The organism is Pseudomonas sp., assembly GCF_050739655.1.
GTDB lineage: Bacteria > Pseudomonadota > Gammaproteobacteria > Pseudomonadales > Pseudomonadaceae > Aquipseudomonas.
The window spans coordinates 45,476-64,232 of record NZ_JBOIBY010000399.1 but is presented as its reverse complement, the minus strand read 5'-3'; the positions used below and the strand labels follow the sequence as shown (position 1 = coordinate 64,232).

Sequence of the window (18,757 nt, the reverse complement as noted above, 5' to 3'; positions counted from 1 at the left end):
GATGTATGAAAAAACCGCTGTTAGCTGATGAAAGGGGAATAGAAAAAGTACGAAAACTCGGATGTGTACGAAGCCTTGATCGGAAATGTCCGGACGTCTTTTCCGCGAGTTGCGAATGCCCGTGGGTAATGGCCTACCTCGATGGCGTCGCTTTTCCCCGAAGGCCTGAACCGCTGGCCACCAACCAGTCAGGCGTGAGGACTGGCGGGTGGGCAATGGCACGCTGGGTTATTGAGGGCAGCGCTGGGCACGCAGGCGACTCGCTGCCTCGCTCAACAGTCGTTCCGTCTCGCTCCAGCCCAGACAACCGTCGGTGACCGAAACGCCATACTTCAGCGACGAACTCAGCGGCTGACAACCTTCGAACAAATGACTCTCGATCATCATGCCGATCAACGAGCGATCACCTTGCAGGCGTTGTTCGAGCACGTCGTTGAATACCGCAGGTTGGCGCAGCGGATCTTTACCACTGTTGGCGTGGCTGCAGTCGACCATGATTCGCGCCGGGATTTTCAACCTGGTCAAGTCGCTGTGTATCCTGGCAACGCTCGCGCGGTCGTAGTTCGGTCCGTTATGACCACCGCGCAACACCAGGTGAGTGTCCGCGTTACCCGGAGTTTGAATGATGGCGGGGTGTCCCTGACTGTCGACGCCGAAATGCCGATGCGGATGCGCGGCTGAGCGCATGGCATCACTGGCGACAGCAACACCACCATCGGTGCCGTTCTTGAAACCGACCGGCATGCTCAAGCCGCTGGCCATTTCACGGTGAATTTGCGATTCCGTGGTGCGGGCACCGATGGCGACCCAGCTGAGCAGATCATCGAAGTATCCCGCGGCCATGGGTTGCAGCAATTCGGTCGCCACCGGCAAACCCATCAGGAGCATTTCACGCATCAGTTCGCGGGACAGGGCGAGGCCTGCGGCCATGTCGTCACTGCCATTCAGATGCGGATCGTAGGCCAGGCCTTTCCAGCCCACCGTGGTGCGGGGCTTTTCGACATAGGCGCGCATCATCAGCAACATTTCGTCGCTGACGTCGGCGGCCAGGCGAGCCAGGTTCTCGGCGTATTCGAGTGCTGATTTTGGGTCGTGAATCGAGCAAGGACCCACGATGACCAGCAGGCGGGAGTCTTCACCGTTAAGGATCGCGCGAACCGCCTGGCGGTGGGCGACGACCTGCTGGGCAAGGGCGTTGGTCAGAGGCAATTGCTGTTTGAGTTGCAATGAGCTTGGCAGACGCAGGGTCAGTGCTTCATTGGCAGGGCTCAGGGTCGACAGTGGCAAAGCAGAGACGGACGAGTTCATGTTCAGGCTTCCTGGACTGGCGGCGGGTTCGTTCCCGCGCGCTTGGCCCTATTGGGGTGTTCGACAATTGGCCGGATTGGCTGGGTGTGTTTGCTTGCCACCTGTAGGTGACCGATCGGAGGCGGCAGGCTGTCCCGAACGGAGGGTGGTAAATCGCCAGGCGCTAAAAATGTCGTAACGGTAATAAGTGGCGTAGTTCATTGTGTTGATCCTCTGAATGTCTGGTGTGTCGCTAAAAATTTGGGGCCGAAAAAACAAAACCCCCGGTCGGGAGGCCGACCGGGGGTTGAGAATTCTCTGGTGGCGACCCGTTTAAAGTGGGCGCCGTGTGGGTATCAGGCGCGCCAGTGGCTAAACCAATACCCAAAATAAAAGCTTGCCGGAGCGCAAACGTCGTTCACCCGGGCAGCCGCAACCGAGCGCAGGGCGCTAACGGAAAGAAGCTGTGGAAGGGCGTTGAACATGGTCTGTCTCCGATCGATGCGCCGAGCTTACTAGAGGCCGGTGCGAGGATTCAATCAGAAAATGCTATCGGATATCGAAGGTTGTTCTATCAACCCGGCGCGGGCTTTGTATGAAAGAAAGGGACTACAGGTGCGGGTGGGGATCAGTGTTTGCTGAGAATGCAGCGTGACGTCGTTGGCTCGTGTCGCTGAAACACGCGGGCCACAAGCGTTTGCAAGATGAATTGAAACTTTTTATCTGCTGCTTTGCGCTAGGTCTACCAGATGCTTTTTGCTAAGGTGTCGGCAACTCAATAAGACCATATCGCGAGGTGTCTGCTTGATTAGGGTGCTAGTGGTCGATGACCATGATCTCGTTCGTACAGGCATTACACGAATGCTGGCTGACATCGATGGCCTGCAAGTAGTCGGCCAGGCGGAATCAGGTGAAGAGTCCCTGCTCAAGGCGCGTGAGCTGAAACCCGATGTGGTGTTGATGGATGTCAAGATGCCCGGCATCGGAGGTCTGGAAGCCACTCGCAAATTGCTGCGCAGCCATCCGGACATCAAAGTCGTCGCGGTAACGGTGTGCGAGGAAGACCCGTTTCCTACGCGCCTGTTGCAGGCCGGAGCGGCAGGTTACCTGACCAAGGGGGCTGGTTTGCCGGAAATGGTCCAGGCCATCCGCCTGGTGTTTGCCGGCCAGCGCTATATCAGTCCGCAAATCGCCCAGCAACTGGCGATCAAATCCTTTCAACCCACCAACGATTCGCCGTTCGATACCTTGTCCGAGCGGGAAATCCAGATCGCGTTGATGATCGTTGGTTGCCAGAAAGTCCAGATTATTTCCGACAAGCTATGCCTGTCGCCGAAAACCGTGAACACCTACCGTTACCGCATTTTCGAAAAGCTTTCGATCAGCAGTGATGTCGAGTTGACGCTGTTGGCGGTCCGTCACGGCATGGTCGATGCCAGCCTCTGAAAATGACTGAAACCTTTGATCCGAGCGCCTTCCTGTCAACCGTCAGTGGGCGTCCCGGTGTGTATCGCATGTTCGACAGCGATGCGCGCCTGCTCTACGTCGGCAAGGCCAAGAACCTCAAGAATCGCCTGTCGAGTTACTTCCGAAAAACCGGCCTGGCGCCCAAGACCGCTGCGTTGGTGGCGCGTATCGCCCAAGTCGAAACGACCATTACCGCCAACGAAACCGAAGCGCTGTTGCTTGAGCAGACGCTGATCAAGGAATGGCGCCCGCCGTACAACATCCTGTTGCGCGACGACAAATCCTACCCTTACGTTTTTCTTTCTGATGGCCAGTTCCCGCGCTTGAGCATCCATCGCGGTGCGAAAAAGGCCAAGGGTAAATACTTCGGTCCGTATCCCAGCGCGGGTGCCATCCGCGAAAGCCTCAGTCTGCTGCAAAAGACATTTTTCGTTCGCCAGTGTGAAGATAGCTATTACAAAAACCGCACGCGACCTTGTCTGCAGTATCAGATCAAGCGCTGCAAAGCGCCTTGTGTGGGGCTGGTTGAGCCCCAGGTGTATGCCGAAGATGTGCGGCACTCAGTCATGTTCCTGGAAGGTCGCAGTAATGCACTGAGCGACGAATTGTCCGCCGCAATGGAAGAGGCGGCAATCAATCTGGAGTTCGAGCGCGCCGCCGAATTGCGCGACCAGATCTCATTGTTGCGTCGGGTTCAGGACCAGCAAAGCATGGAAGGCGGAACGGGCGATGTCGATGTGATTGCGGCGTTCGTCAACCCGGGCGGTGCCTGCGTCCACCTGATCAGCGTACGTGGCGGTCGGGTGCTGGGCAGCAAGAACTTCTTCCCGCAGGTGGGTATTGAAGAAGACGTTAGCGAGGTCATGGCGGCGTTTTTGGGCCAGTACTTCGTCAGCAGTCCTGAAAGGGACTTGCCGAGCGAACTGATCGTCAACGTGGTGCACGATGACTTTCCGACGCTGGTGGAGGCCATTCATGAGCTGCGAGGTCGCGAACTGACCATCAGCCACAGAGTTCGAGGTACGCGGGCGCGCTGGCAGCAACTGGCGGTGACCAACGCCGAGCAGGCACTGACCGCACGCCTGGCCAATCGGCAGCACATCACGGCGCGCTTCGACGCGCTGGCTGAGGTCTTGAAACTCGATGAGCCGCCACAACGCCTCGAGTGCTACGACATCAGTCATTCCAGTGGTGAAGCGACGGTGGCGTCCTGCGTGGTGTTCGGTCCCGAAGGCCCGATCAAGTCCGACTACCGTCGTTACAACATTGAGGGTGTGACAGCGGGTGATGACTATGCGGCGATGCACCAGGCGTTGACCCGACGCTTCAGCAAGCTGAAAGACGGGGAGGGCAAGTTGCCGGACATTCTGCTGGTGGACGGCGGCAAGGGGCAGTTGTCCATGGCCCGCGATGTGCTCAATGAACTGGCTGTGCCTGACCTGATCCTGCTCGGCGTTGCCAAGGGTGCAACACGCAAGGCGGGTTTCGAAACCCTTTACCTGAATGACGCCGCCCATGAATTTACCTTGCGCGGCGATTCCCCGGCGCTGCATTTGATCCAGCAAATTCGCGACGAAGCCCACCGTTTTGCCATTACCGGGCACCGCGCCCGTCGTGGCAAAACCCGCCGTACGTCTACGCTTGAAGGTGTTGCTGGTGTGGGGCCGACCCGCCGTCGCGATTTATTGAAACATTTTGGTGGATTGCAGGAGCTGTCTCGTGCCAGCATCGAAGAGATCGCCAAAGCTCCCGGGATCAGTAAAAAGCTCGCAGAGTTGATTTATGCAAATCTGCACAGCGAGTAGAATGCCACCTCACCTCGTAGCCAGTTGTGCCGATGAATATCCCTAATCTGATTACCGTTCTACGCGTCCTGCTCATACCGATCTTCATTTTGCTGTTTTACCTGCCTTACCAATGGAGTTACTTGGCATCCGCCTCGGTCTTCGCGTTTGCTGCTGCCACAGACTGGTTGGACGGGTACCTGGCCCGCCGTCTTGAGCAAAGCACGCCATTCGGGGCCTTCCTCGATCCCGTTGCGGACAAGCTGATGGTTGCCGTTGCACTGGTATTACTGGTGCAGGAACACGGTAATTTTTGGCTCACGCTGCCAGCTGCGGTCATTATCGGCCGCGAGATCGTTGTCTCGGCCCTGCGCGAATGGATGGCCGAGCTTGGTGCTCGCGCCCATGTCGCCGTGTCGAACCTTGGCAAATGGAAAACCGCCGCACAAATGCTCGCGCTGGTGATTCTTTTGGCAAATCCGTCGGCTTTCACCTTCTGGGTTCTGCTGGGTTACGCACTGCTGATGGTCTCCGCAGGCCTGACTTTGTGGTCCATGGTCCAGTACTTGAGCGCTGCCTGGCCGCATCTGAAGACTGACGTTGAAAAGAAATAAAACTTTTTTGAATCAAGGGGTTGACGGCGCTTCTGATTTCTATAGAATGCGCCACACCAAGACGCGGGAATAGCTCAGTTGGTAGAGCACGACCTTGCCAAGGTCGGGGTCGCGAGTTCGAGTCTCGTTTCCCGCTCCAAGTTTTACGCATTTGATGTCGCGCTACTGACAACAAATGTTTTGAGGCCGAGTAGCAAAATGGTTATGCAGCGGATTGCAAATCCGCCTACGCCGGTTCGATTCCGACCTCGGCCTCCACTAATAAATAACCCCGTAGATCGATGATCTACGGGGTTTTTTATTGCCCGCAGGGAAATGTGTATTCCGCTGTTTGCTCAATGCTGACAATCAATTTGATAAAAGCTTTGTAGGTTCATGATTTAAGAAGTTTTTTTATTTCCTGAGTCGCAAAATTTAATCGTTAAAAACGCACTCATGAACTTGCTTCATGGGGAAGGGATGTATATATTTCCACCCTCTGATTCACCGCGCTACCGCCCGAATGGCGAAACTGGTAGACGCATGGGACTTAAAATCCCCCGCTCGTAAGGGCGTGCCGGTTCGATTCCGGCTTCGGGCACCATTTCTAGTTTCACCGGGTTTCGCCAAGCTTCACGAAACCCATATAAAAGGCCGCCTTGAGCGGCTTTTTTATTGCGTAGACTTTCGCATTCTTTCGCTGCGAGCCGCAAATTTTTAGTACATCATCTAGCACTTCCTCAGTTCGACTGACTTGGTGATGTACTAATGCCCCTGACAGATACCGCTGTGCGACAGGCCAAGCCGGCCGATAAGAGCTTCACCCTCACGGACGCCAGTGGACTATCCCTGTACGTCGCCCCCAACGGGACCAAGTCCTGGCACTTCCGGTTTTCCTGGCACGGCAAGCAACCCCGCATGTCGCTGGGCACCTATCCCGAGATCAGCCTTAAAGATGCCCGCGAGTTGCGGGACCAGGCACGCACGCTCGTTGCCAAGGGAGTCGACCCCCGTACCACTCGTCGGGAAGAGAAGCGGGCGGCCAGTTCCAGCGCCATCAAGACGTTCGAGGTCGTGGCAGGTGAGTGGTACGCCTTCAAACTGCCACGCTGGGCCAAGGCCAAGAAGGGTGCCGCCGTGCAAGCGCAGCTCTATCTGGACAAGGACCTGGTCCCGGCGCTAGGGCGAATCCCCATTGCTGAAGTGAAGCGCGCCGATGTACTGGCCTGCCTGCGGGCGATCGAGAAGCGCGGGGCACTCAACGTTGCCCGCAAGTGCCGCACTTGGTTGAACGAGATCTTCCGTTTCGGCATCGCCTCCGACTATCTGGAGGTCAATCCGGCGGCCGATCTGGACATTGTTGCCGCCAAAGAGCCGCCCGAGAAGCACAACCCCATGCTCAGGCAGCGGGAGTTGAAAGCGTTCTTGCAAGCGCTGGAGCAGGCCGACGTCAAGGATTACACCAAGAGCGCCATCCGGATTCTGTTGCTGACGGCAGTGCGCACGGGCGAATTGCGCAATTCCAAGTGGGACCAGTTCGACCTGGACGGCGCACTGTGGACGATTCCAGCGTCAGAAGTGAAGCAATTGCAGAAGGTGATCAGAGCAAAAGGAGGGGATAAGGTGCCGCCGTATCTGGTGCCACTGTCGCGGCAGGCGGTCGAGGAGGTGCGCAAGGTGCACCAGATGACTGGCCGTTACAAGCTGCTGATCGCGGGTCGGCATGAACCGACCAAGCCAATCAGCGACGGCACAGTCAACATGGCTTTGAGGCGCATGGGGTATGAAGGCAGACTGACCGGGCACGGGATCCGTGCCACGATTTCAACGGCCTTGAACGAGATGGGTTACAACGAGGATTGGATCGAGGCGCAGCTATCGCACGCGGGTTCGAGCAAGGTCCGTAAGACCTACAACCACGCGGAGTACGTGGAACAGAGAAGGGTGATGATGCAGGAGTGGGCGGATTACTTGGATGGGCTGGTGTCAGAGGACTGACCACGGGCTGCTGCCAGGCGGTCGCTGTTCCATTGCAGAACCTCTGACTTGACCCAAGCCACAGCCCTGCCGCCCAGTGGCACCTGTTTCGGGAACAGGCCTTCGCTCGCCATGGTGTAGATCTTGGTGGTGCCCAGGCCTACCAGCTTCTTGACCTCGGGCAGGCGGATGAATTCGACCGGCTCTTCGTGCTGATCGTTGCGTGCGGTGTTCATGGTCAATCACTCCCGTTGTCGAAGCCATCGTAGGCTGTTGTTTTGCAGGTGCAGGGCAGGCGGCCTTGGTTGCAGTTGCAGAGCCGTATGGTGTCAGGCGCCATGGTTGGGTCTTCAGCGACCTTGAAGCCGAGGATTGTTTCAGCCCGGCGCCGTGCTTTGTTGCCGTTACCAGGGCTGAAGTCGGGGATATCGCAGTCGCAGCGGGTGGTGCAGGACTGCGGGAACTGGCACTGCACTTTGTTGGCCAGGTGGTCGTTCCGCTGGTCAGTGGCGTTCAGGCGCTCATGCAGCGCATCACGCTCGGCTACGACCCGGTCGTAGTCGGCAGCCAGAACGACGGACAGCCGGCCCAACGCTTCACCCTCGACGAGCCCGTATTTACCGATGTAGTAACGCTTCACTTCACTCATTACTCTTCTCCCGTGCGCGCCGCTCGGCCGCTTCGGCCTGGCGCTTCTTGCTGCATTTGTCGTGGTTGCCCTGGCTACGGATCTTCTGGCAGATATCGCAGGTGGTCGGGAAGTCGGGGCAGTTGGCTTTCAGTTTTCCGTGGATGGGGGCGGTCATCAGTGCTTCACCTGCGGCTTTGGCCGCTTCTCCACGACGATCTCATCAGGGACCGGCATGCGGCAGCAGAACGCGGCCGTCTGAATCATGCGATTCAGAGTTACGTCCGGGCCGGCAACGCGATACATCGTTACGCCAGCAACACTGATCAGCTTCATCAGCAAGTTGGCGATGTCCTCGGCGCTGCACGGTGTGGCGTCCTTCAGGTACTTCGAGACGAATTCGACGCAGAGTGTTTCTGCAGCTTCTTGAGTGATCATGGCGACACCTTAATTGCTGACTTGCCCAGTTGACGAAGCGAGCGCTTTGCGACTCCAAATTCGTGACGCACCTCTTTCCGTCGCTCGATCAGTGCCCATGCCGCGAGGCAGTGCGGGCAGGCGTGTGGCTGGTTATCGTCGTAGCCCAAGCCTTCCAGCTCGGCGCGTATTTCATAGTCGTGGAGCTTGCGCTCGTGGTCGTAATCGCCGCCGTCATCGGTCGTGACTTGAAGCGCTTGGTGCAGGTGGTGACGAACCCGAGATCCATCCCACAACCGCTTATGGTCTTCCTCGCTGACATTGATGAAGTCGCAATTTAGGTCGCTGTTTTGGTAGGCCTCGATGGTGATTGGGCATTTCTCCAGTTCGGCAACAATCCCTTTCTTGATTCTGCCCAGCTCACCTGCAGCGCGTTCGTGACGGGCCAGGGCAGCGATGACGCGGGATTCAAACGATGGCTTGGGCATCACGCCTCCTTCAACAAATCAATAACGATCTTGACGCCGCTGGCCCGGCTGGATGGCTGCTGCACGGCGTAGCGGGTGAGGTCCGCAATGGCCTTGGTCCGGATCGGCTCCCGCTTGATGGAGGCGCCGAGGTTCTGGATGAAGTCCAGGGCGTACCGCTTGCCCTCCAGTTCCATGACCCGGTTGATTGGGCCGGTGATCACGACCTGTGGGAGCGGGGTCGGTCCAAATTCAGAGGCGGTGCCGACATAGTCCCGTGTTTGCTGGGGTTTACCTGTGGGAGCGGGCAAGGCTTTGCCCATGGCGCGGGCCAGCGCCTGTTGTGCGATTGAGTTCATTTGTGGACCTTGCCGGTTGGCGTAAATTGAAAGCCTGTGCCTTACTCGTTGCTCAACTACAGCAAGGGGTAGAGCAATGGGTTTGGAGAGTCGTCAAAGGACAAAAACGTACTTCGAGTGGGCTGCTATTCGGCAGTCGTATACGAGTAAAGAGGACACGCTGGCGAATGGAGCATTTGTCGAATCGTGTTGCAGGCAGCTAAGCGACGGCACCATTCAGCTATTCGTTGGCGTTTACAGCGCTGAGGGAAAGCCAATCGTTGAGGACTACACGGACAACGTGCAGGGCATGACGGTCGGGCAAGCCATTGATTGGGGCTTGGACCGTGGCCGAAGCGTCGGTAACGGCCAGAAAGCCGAATAAATGAACGCCCCTTTCGGGGCGTTTTTATTGCGTATGTTGCTGAGAAACGCTCAGACCGACAGCTACCGGGCGAACCCAGATAGGCATGCTGTTGAGCATGAAGGTTTCGCCGGCGGCGGCCAGCAGTAGGGTGGTGCCCATTACATTGGCGATTGCTTCAGCGGCGGCCGGCGGTACCGCGTTGCCGATCCGTTCCCTCCAGGCCTGATCACTCAGACCGTCCAACTCGAACTGTTCCTCCGGCTCGACCAGACTTTGCAGCGCGGCCAGCTCCAGCGTGGTGAATGGCCGGTGCCAGGTGCCGTCGAGGCTTTCGATCACGCATGTCAGCCGCTCGTTGGCTTCAGGCATGCGGGGATCAGCGACAGACCAGCGGCCGTTGTCCTGGCGAGCACTGGCCGAGACGGCGCCGCACTGCTCGTTCCAGCCCACCACACCGTAATGGCCGCCAGTCAGGTAGGCATCGCCTTTCACGCGTTTCATGCCTGGTCGGGGATCCTGAACAGCGAAGGCGCCCTGGCCGGTGGTGCTGCCGGCGATGACGGTCCCGGTCGACTGGTCCCAGGGAGAAACCAAGTATTTGCCGAAACCCTCACCCGCTCGGCGCGGGTCAGCAATGCATTGACCGCCGGCACTCGGCGACTGCCCACCCGTTACCGTGCCGGCTGGGCAATCCATCTTGCAGACGCGATAGACGTTGTTGTGGCGTACGCCTGCGGGCCGAGGATCTGCAACGCTGAACGTCCCTTGCCCGGGCGACTTCACGCCGATGACCGCGCCGCTGGTTTCGTCCCACTTGCGCACGCCGTACTGCTGGTATTGCAGGGCGCCGGCCTTGGCGCGAGGATCTGCTACCGAAAACGCACCATTGGTTGGGCTGCTGCGACCAGCGACGGTGCCGGCGGTGTCGCGCCAGTCGTGCACGCCCAGGTAACCGGCGCGGTACTCGGGAACGATGACCAGGTCACGCAAGTAACCGTCCTCGATCGCCAAGTCATTCAGGCTGCGCCAGTCCTTGCCGGCTGTGACCAGGGCGAGGCGCACCCATGTTTTCCATTGCAGCGCTGGCACCCGGTGCATCGGGCCCGCGGCTTCGACGTCGCCGGCGAGTGGCATGCGGCCGAGGATCGAGCCGACAGACTTGAGCGTCTTCTTCTCAGGCTCGTACAGGAACGGCGGCACCTTCTCGATATGGCGGGCCACCAGCAGGAAGCGCTTACGGCTCTGTGCGAGACCGCCGATGACGCCGCAGTCGTGGGTGGTTTCCGCGACGGCGTAGCCGTAGTGCCCCAGCAGCTTGTTGATCTGGTCCAGCAGGTGCCGGCCGCGTGTGGCCAGGCGCGGCACGTTCTCGAATACGATCAGCGATACAGGATCGTCCTTCCAGGCTTCGCACATCAGCCAGATGCAGCGCAGCGTTAGTTCGTTCAGGGCCTGGTATTTGGGGGTTAGGCTCATCTTTTCAGAGAGCAAGCCCGAGGCGCCTTTGCAGGGGCTGGAAATGAACACAGCGTCGGGACGCTCGTTGTTCGCGGCGCGGCGTAAGTCTTCGGCGCTCGTCTCGGACCAGTTCGCCGGCGGCTCTTTGCCGTGGAAGCGAATGTATTGGTCCCGGTTGAACAGATCCATCAGGGTGCCGCGCACGCCTGACAATCGCTGAAAGTCGCGCAGGCCGGCCGGGTCAACGTCGACACCGCCGATGCATTGCCACTCAGCCTGGATGTTGCCCACGATGGGCTTGGCGTTGTTGAAACCCTTGGCGCCGCCGCCGAGGCCGCAGCACATATGGAAATGTTTGAGTGTTCGCTTGAGCATCATGCGGCGGTGTCCTTGTGCAAGAGGTGACGCCGGCAAACGCCGGCGCATGGTGGGGCAGGGTCAAGCCACCTGAGCAGGCGGGTTCATGGCGAAGTAGATGCGGGCGCAGGCCTCGGTGTCGGGCCGGGCGCGGTGGCCACCGACCAGGTCTTCGCCGGTGAAGTGCTTCAGGGCCTCGGCGACGGTGGGCTGCTTGTACTGGCGGCCGAAACCGGCGGCGATCATCTTGGCGGTGGGCGGGCACTTCACCAGGTTCTTGCTCGTCTGGCAGGTGCAGAAGCCCGGGGTCGCCTTGAAGGCGTCGGCCGCGTCCTTGCCGCGATAGCGCGATAGCGCGATACGCATGATCCGGTCGTCGAACTGGATGTTGTGGGCGATCCGCAGACCGGCACGTTCGTGAATGGCCATGAAGCCGTCAAGCGCTTCGGACTCAGGGATGCCCATGTCCATGGCCATCTCGGTGGTGATGCCGTGGATTACCGCGACTTCGTTGGGGATTACCCAGCCATCAGGGCGGACCATCGCTTCGAAGGAATCAACCAGGGTGCCGTCGGCGCCGTAGGCCAGGATGCAGATATCGACCAGGTGAGGCTGGCGCGGGTCGTCGCTTGGTTCGCGGAACAGCGGGAGGCCGGTGGTTTCGGTGTCGTATGGGGTAAGCAGGTTCATGGGGCTTTTCTCCAGGCACAAGAAAGGCGCCCTTAGGCGCCTGGTGGTGTTGCGGGGATAGGGGTTAAGTCACGTCGGCCAGGGTGGCGATGACCTTGTAGCTGTGGTCCAGGGATGTAGCGCCCTCGGTGTCCAGCTGGATAACCTCGTTGTCGAGCAGGCGCAGCAGCAGGACCATCACCTGGTCACTATCAATGGCCAGTCGGCTCTGCACCCAGTGAGCCTTGAACGGCTTGGTGCTGGCCTTGAGGACGATGAGCTGGGCGGCATCCTCGTAGGTAAAGTCGCCGAACTCTTTACCGTTGGCGGTATCGATCGGGGTTTTCTGACCGTCCGGCTCATCGGCGCCGGTCGGTTTCGTCAGTACCGGGCGCAGAACTTCCCGGGCCCCTTTGGAGTTGGCAGCAGTCACGATGCCGGTCTGCTCCATGCCTTCGAGAATCCGAGCCGCACGGTTGTAACCGATCTTCAAATGCCGCTGGATGGCGGAAATGCTTGGGCGGCGGGATTCGATGACGAACACGACAGCGTCGCTGTACAGCGGATCTTCGCCCTCGGGCACGTTGTCATCGTAGCCTGCGGTTTCGTCATCGGTCTGCGAGCGCTTGCCGTCGAACAGGCTGCCGGTCAACTCGCTGATGTGCAGCGGCAGGTCGCGCTGGTCGCGCTCAACCGTGAGGCTGTCCAGGCCTTCGGCGTAGTCGTTCGGGGCCAGCACCAACAGGCAAAGCTTGCCGGCTACGTCGATCAGTCCGTGACGGTTCGGGTCCTGGGCATCGATGGTCGCGGTAACCGTGATGCTCTTGGCTTTGAACTTGGCGTCGGCGACCGTCAGCGGGATGGTGTCGACGCTGCGGGACGAAATGATCCAAACAGCGGTGTAGACCGCCGTGGTGACTTTTTCGGTCACCCGGTCGGTTACTTCCTGGCGCTGGCCTTCGTTGAGCTTGCTGAATGGGGCGGCGATGTTCTGCCACTCGAACATGGAAGCCTCGACCAGGTCGCGCACCAGCAGTTCATGAGCCAGTACCGACGGCATGACACCGTGCATCTTGGCGCGCTCGATGGCCTCAAAGTGTTCAGTTTTCATAGAGTGTCCTCATTGCTTGGCGATGCGCTCAAGCTTCGATTGTTGAGCCGGGCTCAGGTTGGTGTGGGCGCCGTACCGCTTGAAGCTGGCGCGGATGTTTTCGACGAAATCCATTTCCCAGCTGCCGCTGGCATAAAGCTCAGCGGCGGCAAGGATCCCGGCGAATTCCTCGATGCTGTCGTAGATATCCAGAACGGATTGAGAAGCCATGGCCGGGTCCTCTGATCAGGCTGCAGCTTGATTGCTCTGCACTGACTGAATGTGATGGACCAGGGCGGAGCAGATGCGCGGGAAGTCGCTGGCGCGGTACAGCTGGGCACCTTGCTTGCGTTCCACCGCTTCGAAGCCCAGGGAGCGCAGAAACTCGGCCGATAGCGTGAAGCCCAGGCGGGTGGTGATGTCGCCCAGTTTAATGCGCTGGCCATCGTCGGCAGGCTGCTGGACCGGTGCAGCCGTCTTGATGGGCGTGGCTGTTACAGGCGCTGGCTGTACGACTGGTTGCTCAGTCTGTTGCTGCACAACCGGCTCAACGACCTGCTGCTGTTGAGCTGCGAGCTGCTGCGCCTTTTCCTCTTCCTGGCGCTTGAGCTCGGCCTGCTGCGTGTCGTGCTCGTTAATCCGGACCTTGATCAGCGCGACCAGGTCGTCGTTGGCCTTGAGCACCAGTTCCTGCGCATCGTGGAATAGGAAGCCGTGCTTGATCGCGAGCTCGTTCAGGCTTTTCAGGTTCGCCCGGATCAGGTCAGCGATGCGGCTGGCTTCGATCTTGGCGCGGGCCAGTTCGGCATCGGCGGCTTCCTTGAGGCTTTCGATGGTGCGCTTGCCCTTGATGGCCTCGGCGAAGTTCGCCGGCACCTTCGGCATCCGTATCCGGCTGTTCAGCGTCTCGTTGATCTGGTCGATGTGCGCCTGCAAGGCCTTCGCCGCATCCATCACGATATCGCTGCGGATGATGTCCTTGCGCGCCTTGATCAGCTTTTCCAGCTCCAGGCGCTTGCGGCGAGTCTCGGCCGCAATGTCATCGATCGCCTTGAACAGCACGTCGATGCTTTCGGTCTGGCTCAACGCGTGCTCTTTGGCAGCCTTGAGCTTGTCCTCGACCTCGCCGCACCATTTCACGGTGGCATCCGCATCGGCGAAGTCCTTGTCGGTCGACAGATCGGTGTTGATATCGCCGATCACAGCCAGGGCGTGTGACTTGAACGCATCCAGGTTGCTGGCGGTGACCATGCCGGTTACATCGATGCGCAGCGCCGGCAGCTGATCAGGTGCAGAACCCAGCACTTCGACCTTGGCTTCCTTCACCTCAAACTCGCCCAGGTCCTGCTCGAACTGGGCCCAGCCGGCGATCAGTTGCTCACGACGTTCAGGAACAGAGCTGTATTCAAGGTGAGCGAACTTGTTCTTGGTGCCGTCCGAGCAAACGAAAATCACGCGTTCGGCGCCGCTGACCAGCAACTGCTGCTCAAGCTGCCAGTAGTAGTGCGGCTCCAGCTCGCCGGCGCGGATCTGCGCAACGACCTTCTCGTTCCACAGTTTGTGCTCGAACAAAACGTCGCCAAGCATCGTGGCGCCATCCATTGAGGCCAGCAAGTTGCCGCTGGTACCGACGATTGGGTAAAGCTCCTCGCCGATCATTTCCTCAACCAGTGGCCGGGCCATTTCCTCAGAAGCGTGGCCACGATCGAACGCGGCCTGCTGCTGCGGGGTTACGTCCGGAACGATGCCGGTCTTCTTCATGGCCAGAAGCTCGGTACGGGTCTGGAACTTCGAAGCACCCATCATCGCGGGCGCCTCCGAAGCGGTGAAATAGCTTGAGCGAAGGGCGTGCCACTCTGGCGTGCCTTGCTGGACGTTATGCACTTGCATTGGTGGCTTCTCCTTCGATTGGAGCCAAGGCGTGGATGCGCTCGATTTGCTCCGGGGTGACGGTGTATTTGCTGGTGATGGTTGAAAGGATGTTGTCGGGGTTGGTTCGGCCACCGGCAATCAACCCGCGCCATTTCTCGCTGTTTTCCTCGAGCTTGCTGTCTGGATAGGACGGCAGTTGTTTTGGCTCTTCGGCCCGGCGGGCTTGGGGCTGGTTGAGCTCGCGCTCGGTGGGGATGTCCTGGACTTCCTCGGCCATCGGCATGCCGCGAAGCACGTCTGGGAATACGTCGCGCAGGGCGAAGGAGCGGGCACGCATCTGGCGCATACGCTTCGGGTATTGGCTCCACGGGCCCTGTTTGCCTTTGAGTCCGGCCAGACCTGCATCGGTCATGCTGAACGTACGGAACTGTTCTTCTTCGCCGACGCGCTTGACCCGGCAGGTGGCAGTCTCGCCGTCGTCGGTCTCATAAACGTACTCACACAGCGGCGAGCTGCGGACCAGGGCAATGACCGCGTCACCCCAAAGGGAAGGGCGACCATTTATGACCGCGATGCTTTGCATTGCTTGCATGGGCTGCAAGCCCAACTCCATGCCCCACTGGACGGCCACCAGGATGTTCGCGGGCTTGCGCTGGAAGTCCTTTGGGACAATGTCGGAGGCAGATAGGAAGTCAGCGAACTTCAGCGCCTCTTCGATGTTCTGCGGCGCCAGGCTGAAGATGGGTTTGATCGTTAATTCAGACATGAGTTTTCCTTGCCGCGCACGACGCAGCTTCGAGAGTTGTTGGGTTATTGAGTGATCAGGCCGCCGATTGCAGGGGCCAAGAGAACGATGGTGATGAAGAGGAAGCCGACGACGGCCGAGGTCCGGCGGATCGCGCGGCGGCGGGAGCGCTGGTTGGTGGTCATGGCTTCATCCGCGCAACCAACATGCCGCGGCGAACTTCAACGCGCAGCGGCCGGGGCAGATCGGAGACCAGAAAAAAGCCCTGCTTGTGCAGGGCCTCTTTGAGCTCTTGGACTGTCTTGCAGATGATGGTCATGGTGCTGACCTCCGAATGTCGGTGAGGAAGGCCTCGGACTGCGACTGATAGATGCGATCCAGCCGAGTCACGTAGTGCCGGTGTTCGGCGATATCGATCGCGCCCAGTGCGTGGGCCATTTCGATCGCCATGCTGGTTTCAGCATGCAGTTGCGCCGACGAGTCGCCGGCGCGCAGCTGGGCAAACCGTGAATCGATCATGCCCAGCGCCGTTTCGTGTGCGCGGCTCATGCAGCCCACCGTGTCCGGCGAGTGTTGGCGTCAATCTCCACCCACAGCGCCGTCTCAATTTCCCGGCCGTACTGCTGGGTAAGTGCTGCCAGCGACCAGTAGGGCTGGAGATCCATCCGCACGCCGTCTTCGTCGTAGCAGATGCCCGATACAACCTTGAACTCGAGCTCGCGGCTTCCGTAGAAGTCCCAGTCGCTGTTCCAGTTGTTGAAGCAGGGCGGGATGTTTTCCAGATGGGTCACCTCCACCTGGAGGACGAACCCTTCAACAATCACTTCGTAAATCATGGTGGTTGCCTCCGTAGTGGCGGGTGGTTGCATCCGTCTGCCCACTCGTAGGAATGGGCAGAGGTGATGCTTTCAGTGGCTGCGGATGATTTCCGCGTGGGATCGGTGGGCGTTCTCGCCAACATGAATGGCGACGCTTTGAATCAGGGCAACCGCCACCTCTTTGCCTTGAGTTGCTGCCAGCGCCAGGCCGGCCATGCTGATGAGCTTCAACGTCAAATTCCTCACGTCGTCCATGTCTTTGGGCTTGCAAGCGTTGATGTAGCTTTCAACCAGCTTGTTGCACATGCGTTCTGCTGTTTCTGGGCTGACCATTGGTTTTGCTCCGGTTGTTTTCCCAATGCACCCGTCGCCAGGTGCATCAGTGAAAATCTCTGGTCTTGCTGGCCGCTGTTACACGCCACCTGCGGACTGGGCGATGACTTGTTCGGGAGGCCTGAGGCCTCAACAGATCGCCACGCCCTGCAGGCTGCGATCTCTCCAGTCTTGGCGCTTTACGCTTCGCGCCTTGGGTGGAGGCCCCCCATCTGGTCCATTGAGGCCGGACCATTGCTGCCTTGGTGTCACTAAAGAGCGGTGGCTTTCGCCGGGTTTCGGCCAGTTTTGGCTGGCATGGGATTGATATTGCCGCAGGAAATTATTCTGTGTCAATGCCGCAGGAAATAATAATTCCGCTAGGCGTGAAAAAAGCGCCAATTTGCGTGTAAATCGACAAATCGACGACCAGCGGTGGGGGGAGATATAGGGGGAGGAGTTACCAGAGAGGCGGGGGAGTGTAAGAGAAAACCTTTTTTGGAAGGCGAGCGAACGCACCCCGCGATGCGCTGCGAGCGCATGCAGGGATGTGCTCTAGTTGGCTAGTTTTGTCAGTAGATGAGTGATACGGAGCCAGCTACTTTTTTAGTAGTCTGTAGTGAAAGAAGTCGATGAAGGAGTTGGCTAGGAAAATCCAAAAGAACTCCACTACATAGAACAGCATGTCGAGAATTTCGGCTGTCCATTTTGGCTTCACGTAGCCTGATAGGTGGTGCAGATACAACAAGAGAGCCGCGCTTGTCAGCCAAGCGATTAAGCCAAGAGTGGAGGCGTGATCTCTTTTTGCTTTATCAGCTTCAGTGCTTTTCGAAATGTTCATTGGATTCCCTTTTGTACGGAGTACCCATATCCATAAATCGATCAAGCATCGATTCGAGCAAATCGAAATCTTTTTCTGTTATCTGTTCGTGTTCGACGGCCTGTTGCAGCTTCTCGACCAATTGCTTTAAACGCACCTGGCAAGCGCTTGCTACGTTCTGGTGAAGCGGCAGCGAGAGCGACTCTACTCTTACTGGATGCTTCAGGAATACTTTGGATGTTTTAAAAGAAGTAGAAATCGTTAAGTCTTCTACTTCATCAACATCACGAAGCACTCTGAATTTTACCTTCTTTAAAGAAGGTGTTTCTTCGGAGGTAAATAGAGGTAATGGAAAATAATGTTCTATATCGGAAGCTTTTGAGGTTGTGCTTGATATGTCGTCGATATCTTGCGCTAGGCGCGGACTGAATCTTTCAATTGGTATGTCAAATAACTTGGATACCTTTAAAGCAAACTCCAAGTTAAGTGCAAGTCTTCCATTTAAATAGTTACTGAAAGAGCCTTGGTTCATTCCAAGAGCGGCACCTGCTTGCTCTTGAGTTATTCGTTCACTTTTAGGGCGAGCACGGTTGTATTCCTCAATTGCTGCTTTCAAGGCAGCGCATTCGGATTTTTCCCACTCGGATAAGTCGCGTTTTTTCTGATTCATGACTTGAGGTTATTCCCGCAGGCGATGGCGTTCAAATTCCGCAGATTGACAAAATAAATTCCGCAGGAAATACTCCCTCCAGTCATTCCACGGATTAACCACCATGAAACGTTCAGAGCTAGCTGATTTCTCAGCGGAAAATGGCCAGGTAGCGACAGCCAAGAAGCTGAACCTCACCCAAGGGGCCTTGAGTAAAGCCATCCGGACCGGTCGCAAGGTGTTCGTCATCGAGCATGAGGACGGATCGCTTAGCGCGGAGGAGGTGAAGCCATTCCCCTCCCAGCCTGCTACCAAGCGGGCCGAGGCCTGATCATGTCGACGAACCCATTGAACCAAGAGCAGACCGTAAGGGCCCGCAAGAACTATTCCGTTCTCATGCAGAGCCTTGCATCGATCGGCAACGCCCCAGTCGCACTTGCAGTGGGTTGCGACGAAGCCACGATCAGCCGCATGAAACCGGAGAAGTTTGAGCAGTTCTGCCAGATCCTGGCGGTGCTGGGGCTGAAGGTCGTCCCGAACGACATGCGCTGTTTCAACCAGCGCGATATCGAAGCCATATTCCACCAGGCCAAGCGCTGGATGGAGCACGTCCAGCACGTCGACCAGCTTGAGGAGGACTAG

24 protein-coding genes and 3 tRNA genes are annotated in these 18,757 nt (G+C 58.3%); 9 read left to right on the top strand and 18 right to left on the bottom strand.

Going from position 1 to position 18,757, the window contains the following annotated elements; translation table 11 throughout:
- Window positions 1–228: 228 nt before the first annotated feature.
- Window positions 229–1,308, bottom strand: coding sequence for a 3-deoxy-7-phosphoheptulonate synthase (locus ACRESJ_RS19700; protein ID WP_431759381.1), 1,080 nt, complete (start codon window positions 1,306–1,308; stop codon window positions 229–231).
- A 783-nt stretch (window positions 1,309–2,091) separates the two neighbouring features.
- Between ACRESJ_RS19700 and gacA the strand changes: the two genes are divergently transcribed.
- The 7 genes from gacA to ACRESJ_RS19665 all read left to right on the top strand — a co-directional run bounded on the left by gacA (window position 2,092) and on the right by ACRESJ_RS19665 (window position 7,129).
- The gene (gene gacA / locus ACRESJ_RS19695) at window positions 2,092–2,733 is read left to right on the top strand and encodes a response regulator transcription factor GacA (RefSeq protein ID WP_123368181.1); all 642 of its coding nucleotides are present in this window, start codon (window positions 2,092–2,094) and stop codon (window positions 2,731–2,733) included.
- 2 nt (window positions 2,734–2,735) lie between these two features.
- Entirely contained in the window at window positions 2,736–4,559 is a 1,824-nt protein-coding gene (gene uvrC, locus ACRESJ_RS19690) for an excinuclease ABC subunit UvrC (protein ID WP_431759380.1), read from the top strand.
- 32 nt (window positions 4,560–4,591) lie between these two features.
- The gene (pgsA, locus tag ACRESJ_RS19685) at window positions 4,592–5,152 is read left to right on the top strand and encodes a CDP-diacylglycerol--glycerol-3-phosphate 3-phosphatidyltransferase (protein ID WP_431759379.1); all 561 of its coding nucleotides are present in this window, start codon (window positions 4,592–4,594) and stop codon (window positions 5,150–5,152) included.
- Between the two features lie 63 nt (window positions 5,153–5,215).
- Window positions 5,216–5,291: transfer RNA gene (locus tag ACRESJ_RS19680), tRNA-Gly, on the top strand.
- 45 nt (window positions 5,292–5,336) lie between these two features.
- Window positions 5,337–5,410: transfer RNA gene (locus tag ACRESJ_RS19675), tRNA-Cys, on the top strand.
- 238 nt (window positions 5,411–5,648) lie between these two features.
- A tRNA-Leu gene (locus ACRESJ_RS19670) sits at window positions 5,649–5,735 on the top strand.
- A 164-nt stretch (window positions 5,736–5,899) separates the two neighbouring features.
- Window positions 5,900–7,129 carry a tyrosine-type recombinase/integrase gene (locus tag ACRESJ_RS19665; RefSeq protein WP_431759378.1) on the top strand — a complete coding sequence of 410 codons (1,230 nt, stop codon included), beginning with the start codon at window positions 5,900–5,902 and terminating at the stop codon, window positions 7,127–7,129.
- Here ACRESJ_RS19665 and ACRESJ_RS19660 read toward each other — a convergent pair.
- The 17 genes from ACRESJ_RS19660 to ACRESJ_RS19580 form a co-directional block, all read right to left on the bottom strand.
- Window positions 7,099–7,344, bottom strand: a complete 246-nt coding sequence (locus ACRESJ_RS19660) for a helix-turn-helix transcriptional regulator (RefSeq protein ID WP_431759377.1) — start codon at window positions 7,342–7,344, stop codon at window positions 7,099–7,101. The genes ACRESJ_RS19665 and ACRESJ_RS19660 overlap by 31 nt on opposite strands.
- 2 nt (window positions 7,345–7,346) lie before the next feature.
- Window positions 7,347–7,757, bottom strand: coding sequence for a hypothetical protein (locus ACRESJ_RS19655; RefSeq protein ID WP_431759376.1), 411 nt, complete (start codon window positions 7,755–7,757; stop codon window positions 7,347–7,349).
- On the bottom strand, window positions 7,750–7,914 hold the full coding sequence (locus tag ACRESJ_RS19650; protein WP_431759375.1) for a hypothetical protein: 165 nt from the start codon (window positions 7,912–7,914) through the stop codon (window positions 7,750–7,752). The genes ACRESJ_RS19655 and ACRESJ_RS19650 overlap by 8 nt, the downstream gene beginning before the upstream one ends.
- Window positions 7,914–8,174: a hypothetical protein gene (locus tag ACRESJ_RS19645; RefSeq protein WP_431759374.1), complete on the bottom strand. Its 261-nt coding sequence runs from the start codon at window positions 8,172–8,174 to the stop codon at window positions 7,914–7,916. Before ACRESJ_RS19645 ends, ACRESJ_RS19650 begins: the two co-directional genes overlap by 1 nt.
- Window positions 8,171–8,641, bottom strand: coding sequence for a hypothetical protein (locus tag ACRESJ_RS19640; protein ID WP_431759373.1), 471 nt, complete (start codon window positions 8,639–8,641; stop codon window positions 8,171–8,173). The genes ACRESJ_RS19645 and ACRESJ_RS19640 overlap by 4 nt, the downstream gene beginning before the upstream one ends.
- Window positions 8,641–8,979: a hypothetical protein gene (locus tag ACRESJ_RS19635; protein WP_431759372.1), complete on the bottom strand. Its 339-nt coding sequence runs from the start codon at window positions 8,977–8,979 to the stop codon at window positions 8,641–8,643. Before ACRESJ_RS19635 ends, ACRESJ_RS19640 begins: the two co-directional genes overlap by 1 nt.
- A 388-nt stretch (window positions 8,980–9,367) precedes the next feature.
- Complete coding sequence (locus ACRESJ_RS19630; RefSeq protein ID WP_431759390.1) at window positions 9,368–11,158, bottom strand: DNA cytosine methyltransferase; 1,791 nt, start codon at window positions 11,156–11,158, stop codon at window positions 9,368–9,370.
- 63 nt (window positions 11,159–11,221) lie between these two features.
- On the bottom strand, window positions 11,222–11,830 hold the full coding sequence (locus ACRESJ_RS19625; protein ID WP_431759371.1) for a 3'-5' exonuclease: 609 nt from the start codon (window positions 11,828–11,830) through the stop codon (window positions 11,222–11,224).
- Between the two features lie 64 nt (window positions 11,831–11,894).
- Window positions 11,895–12,920 carry a DNA translocase FtsK gene (locus ACRESJ_RS19620; RefSeq protein WP_431759370.1) on the bottom strand — a complete coding sequence of 342 codons (1,026 nt, stop codon included), beginning with the start codon at window positions 12,918–12,920 and terminating at the stop codon, window positions 11,895–11,897.
- Window positions 12,921–12,929: 9 nt separating this feature from the next.
- Window positions 12,930–13,130 carry a hypothetical protein gene (locus ACRESJ_RS19615; RefSeq protein ID WP_431759369.1) on the bottom strand — a complete coding sequence of 67 codons (201 nt, stop codon included), beginning with the start codon at window positions 13,128–13,130 and terminating at the stop codon, window positions 12,930–12,932.
- A gap of 15 nt (window positions 13,131–13,145) precedes the next feature.
- Window positions 13,146–14,789: a YqaJ viral recombinase family protein gene (locus tag ACRESJ_RS19610; protein WP_431759368.1), complete on the bottom strand. Its 1,644-nt coding sequence runs from the start codon at window positions 14,787–14,789 to the stop codon at window positions 13,146–13,148.
- On the bottom strand, window positions 14,776–15,537 hold the full coding sequence (locus ACRESJ_RS19605; RefSeq protein ID WP_431759367.1) for a recombinase RecT: 762 nt from the start codon (window positions 15,535–15,537) through the stop codon (window positions 14,776–14,778). The genes ACRESJ_RS19610 and ACRESJ_RS19605 overlap by 14 nt, the downstream gene beginning before the upstream one ends.
- Before the next feature lie 160 nt (window positions 15,538–15,697).
- Window positions 15,698–15,835 (bottom strand): hypothetical protein, encoded by a 138-nt coding sequence (locus ACRESJ_RS19600; protein ID WP_431759366.1) that lies wholly within the window; start codon window positions 15,833–15,835, stop codon window positions 15,698–15,700.
- A complete protein-coding gene (locus ACRESJ_RS19595; RefSeq protein WP_431759365.1) occupies window positions 15,832–16,065 on the bottom strand; it encodes a hypothetical protein in 234 nt (77 codons plus the stop codon). The genes ACRESJ_RS19600 and ACRESJ_RS19595 overlap by 4 nt, the downstream gene beginning before the upstream one ends.
- The gene (locus tag ACRESJ_RS19590; protein ID WP_431759364.1) at window positions 16,062–16,352 is read right to left on the bottom strand and encodes a hypothetical protein; all 291 of its coding nucleotides are present in this window, start codon (window positions 16,350–16,352) and stop codon (window positions 16,062–16,064) included. The genes ACRESJ_RS19595 and ACRESJ_RS19590 overlap by 4 nt, the downstream gene beginning before the upstream one ends.
- A 72-nt stretch (window positions 16,353–16,424) precedes the next feature.
- Window positions 16,425–16,667 carry a hypothetical protein gene (locus ACRESJ_RS19585; RefSeq protein WP_431759363.1) on the bottom strand — a complete coding sequence of 81 codons (243 nt, stop codon included), beginning with the start codon at window positions 16,665–16,667 and terminating at the stop codon, window positions 16,425–16,427.
- Between the two features lie 797 nt (window positions 16,668–17,464).
- A complete protein-coding gene (locus ACRESJ_RS19580; protein WP_431759362.1) occupies window positions 17,465–18,136 on the bottom strand; it encodes a helix-turn-helix domain-containing protein in 672 nt (223 codons plus the stop codon).
- 103 nt (window positions 18,137–18,239) lie between these two features.
- On the opposite strand from ACRESJ_RS19580, the gene ACRESJ_RS19575 reads away from it, so the two are divergent.
- On the top strand, window positions 18,240–18,446 hold the full coding sequence (locus ACRESJ_RS19575; RefSeq protein ID WP_431759361.1) for a Cro/CI family transcriptional regulator: 207 nt from the start codon (window positions 18,240–18,242) through the stop codon (window positions 18,444–18,446).
- 2 nt (window positions 18,447–18,448) lie between these two features.
- Complete coding sequence (locus ACRESJ_RS19570) at window positions 18,449–18,757, top strand: CII family transcriptional regulator (RefSeq protein ID WP_414917446.1); 309 nt, start codon at window positions 18,449–18,451, stop codon at window positions 18,755–18,757.

Excerpts from the sequence above, each read along its gene's own strand:
- ACRESJ_RS19700 (WP_431759381.1), bottom strand. The coding sequence starts at position 1,308 with ATGAACTCGTCCGTCTCTGCTTTGCCACTGTCGACCCTGAGCCCTGCC.
- uvrC (WP_431759380.1), top strand. The coding sequence starts at position 2,736 with ATGACTGAAACCTTTGATCCGAGCGCCTTCCTGTCAACCGTCAGTGGG.
- pgsA (WP_431759379.1), top strand. The coding sequence starts at position 4,592 with ATGAATATCCCTAATCTGATTACCGTTCTACGCGTCCTGCTCATACCG.
- ACRESJ_RS19665 (WP_431759378.1), top strand. The coding sequence starts at position 5,900 with ATGCCCCTGACAGATACCGCTGTGCGACAGGCCAAGCCGGCCGATAAG.
- ACRESJ_RS19660 (WP_431759377.1), bottom strand. The coding sequence starts at position 7,344 with ATGAACACCGCACGCAACGATCAGCACGAAGAGCCGGTCGAATTCATC.
- ACRESJ_RS19655 (WP_431759376.1), bottom strand. The coding sequence starts at position 7,757 with ATGAGTGAAGTGAAGCGTTACTACATCGGTAAATACGGGCTCGTCGAG.
- ACRESJ_RS19650 (WP_431759375.1), bottom strand. The coding sequence starts at position 7,914 with ATGACCGCCCCCATCCACGGAAAACTGAAAGCCAACTGCCCCGACTTC.
- ACRESJ_RS19645 (WP_431759374.1), bottom strand. The coding sequence starts at position 8,174 with ATGATCACTCAAGAAGCTGCAGAAACACTCTGCGTCGAATTCGTCTCG.
- ACRESJ_RS19640 (WP_431759373.1), bottom strand. The coding sequence starts at position 8,641 with ATGCCCAAGCCATCGTTTGAATCCCGCGTCATCGCTGCCCTGGCCCGT.
- ACRESJ_RS19635 (WP_431759372.1), bottom strand. The coding sequence starts at position 8,979 with ATGAACTCAATCGCACAACAGGCGCTGGCCCGCGCCATGGGCAAAGCC.
- ACRESJ_RS19630 (WP_431759390.1), bottom strand. The coding sequence starts at position 11,158 with ATGCTCAAGCGAACACTCAAACATTTCCATATGTGCTGCGGCCTCGGC.
- ACRESJ_RS19625 (WP_431759371.1), bottom strand. The coding sequence starts at position 11,830 with ATGAACCTGCTTACCCCATACGACACCGAAACCACCGGCCTCCCGCTG.
- ACRESJ_RS19620 (WP_431759370.1), bottom strand. The coding sequence starts at position 12,920 with ATGAAAACTGAACACTTTGAGGCCATCGAGCGCGCCAAGATGCACGGT.
- ACRESJ_RS19615 (WP_431759369.1), bottom strand. The coding sequence starts at position 13,130 with ATGGCTTCTCAATCCGTTCTGGATATCTACGACAGCATCGAGGAATTC.
- ACRESJ_RS19610 (WP_431759368.1), bottom strand. The coding sequence starts at position 14,789 with ATGCAAGTGCATAACGTCCAGCAAGGCACGCCAGAGTGGCACGCCCTT.
- ACRESJ_RS19605 (WP_431759367.1), bottom strand. The coding sequence starts at position 15,537 with ATGTCTGAATTAACGATCAAACCCATCTTCAGCCTGGCGCCGCAGAAC.
- ACRESJ_RS19600 (WP_431759366.1), bottom strand. The coding sequence starts at position 15,835 with ATGACCATCATCTGCAAGACAGTCCAAGAGCTCAAAGAGGCCCTGCAC.
- ACRESJ_RS19595 (WP_431759365.1), bottom strand. The coding sequence starts at position 16,065 with ATGAGCCGCGCACACGAAACGGCGCTGGGCATGATCGATTCACGGTTT.
- ACRESJ_RS19590 (WP_431759364.1), bottom strand. The coding sequence starts at position 16,352 with ATGATTTACGAAGTGATTGTTGAAGGGTTCGTCCTCCAGGTGGAGGTG.
- ACRESJ_RS19585 (WP_431759363.1), bottom strand. The coding sequence starts at position 16,667 with ATGGTCAGCCCAGAAACAGCAGAACGCATGTGCAACAAGCTGGTTGAA.
- ACRESJ_RS19580 (WP_431759362.1), bottom strand. The coding sequence starts at position 18,136 with ATGAATCAGAAAAAACGCGACTTATCCGAGTGGGAAAAATCCGAATGC.
- ACRESJ_RS19575 (WP_431759361.1), top strand. The coding sequence starts at position 18,240 with ATGAAACGTTCAGAGCTAGCTGATTTCTCAGCGGAAAATGGCCAGGTA.
- ACRESJ_RS19570 (WP_414917446.1), top strand. The coding sequence starts at position 18,449 with ATGTCGACGAACCCATTGAACCAAGAGCAGACCGTAAGGGCCCGCAAG.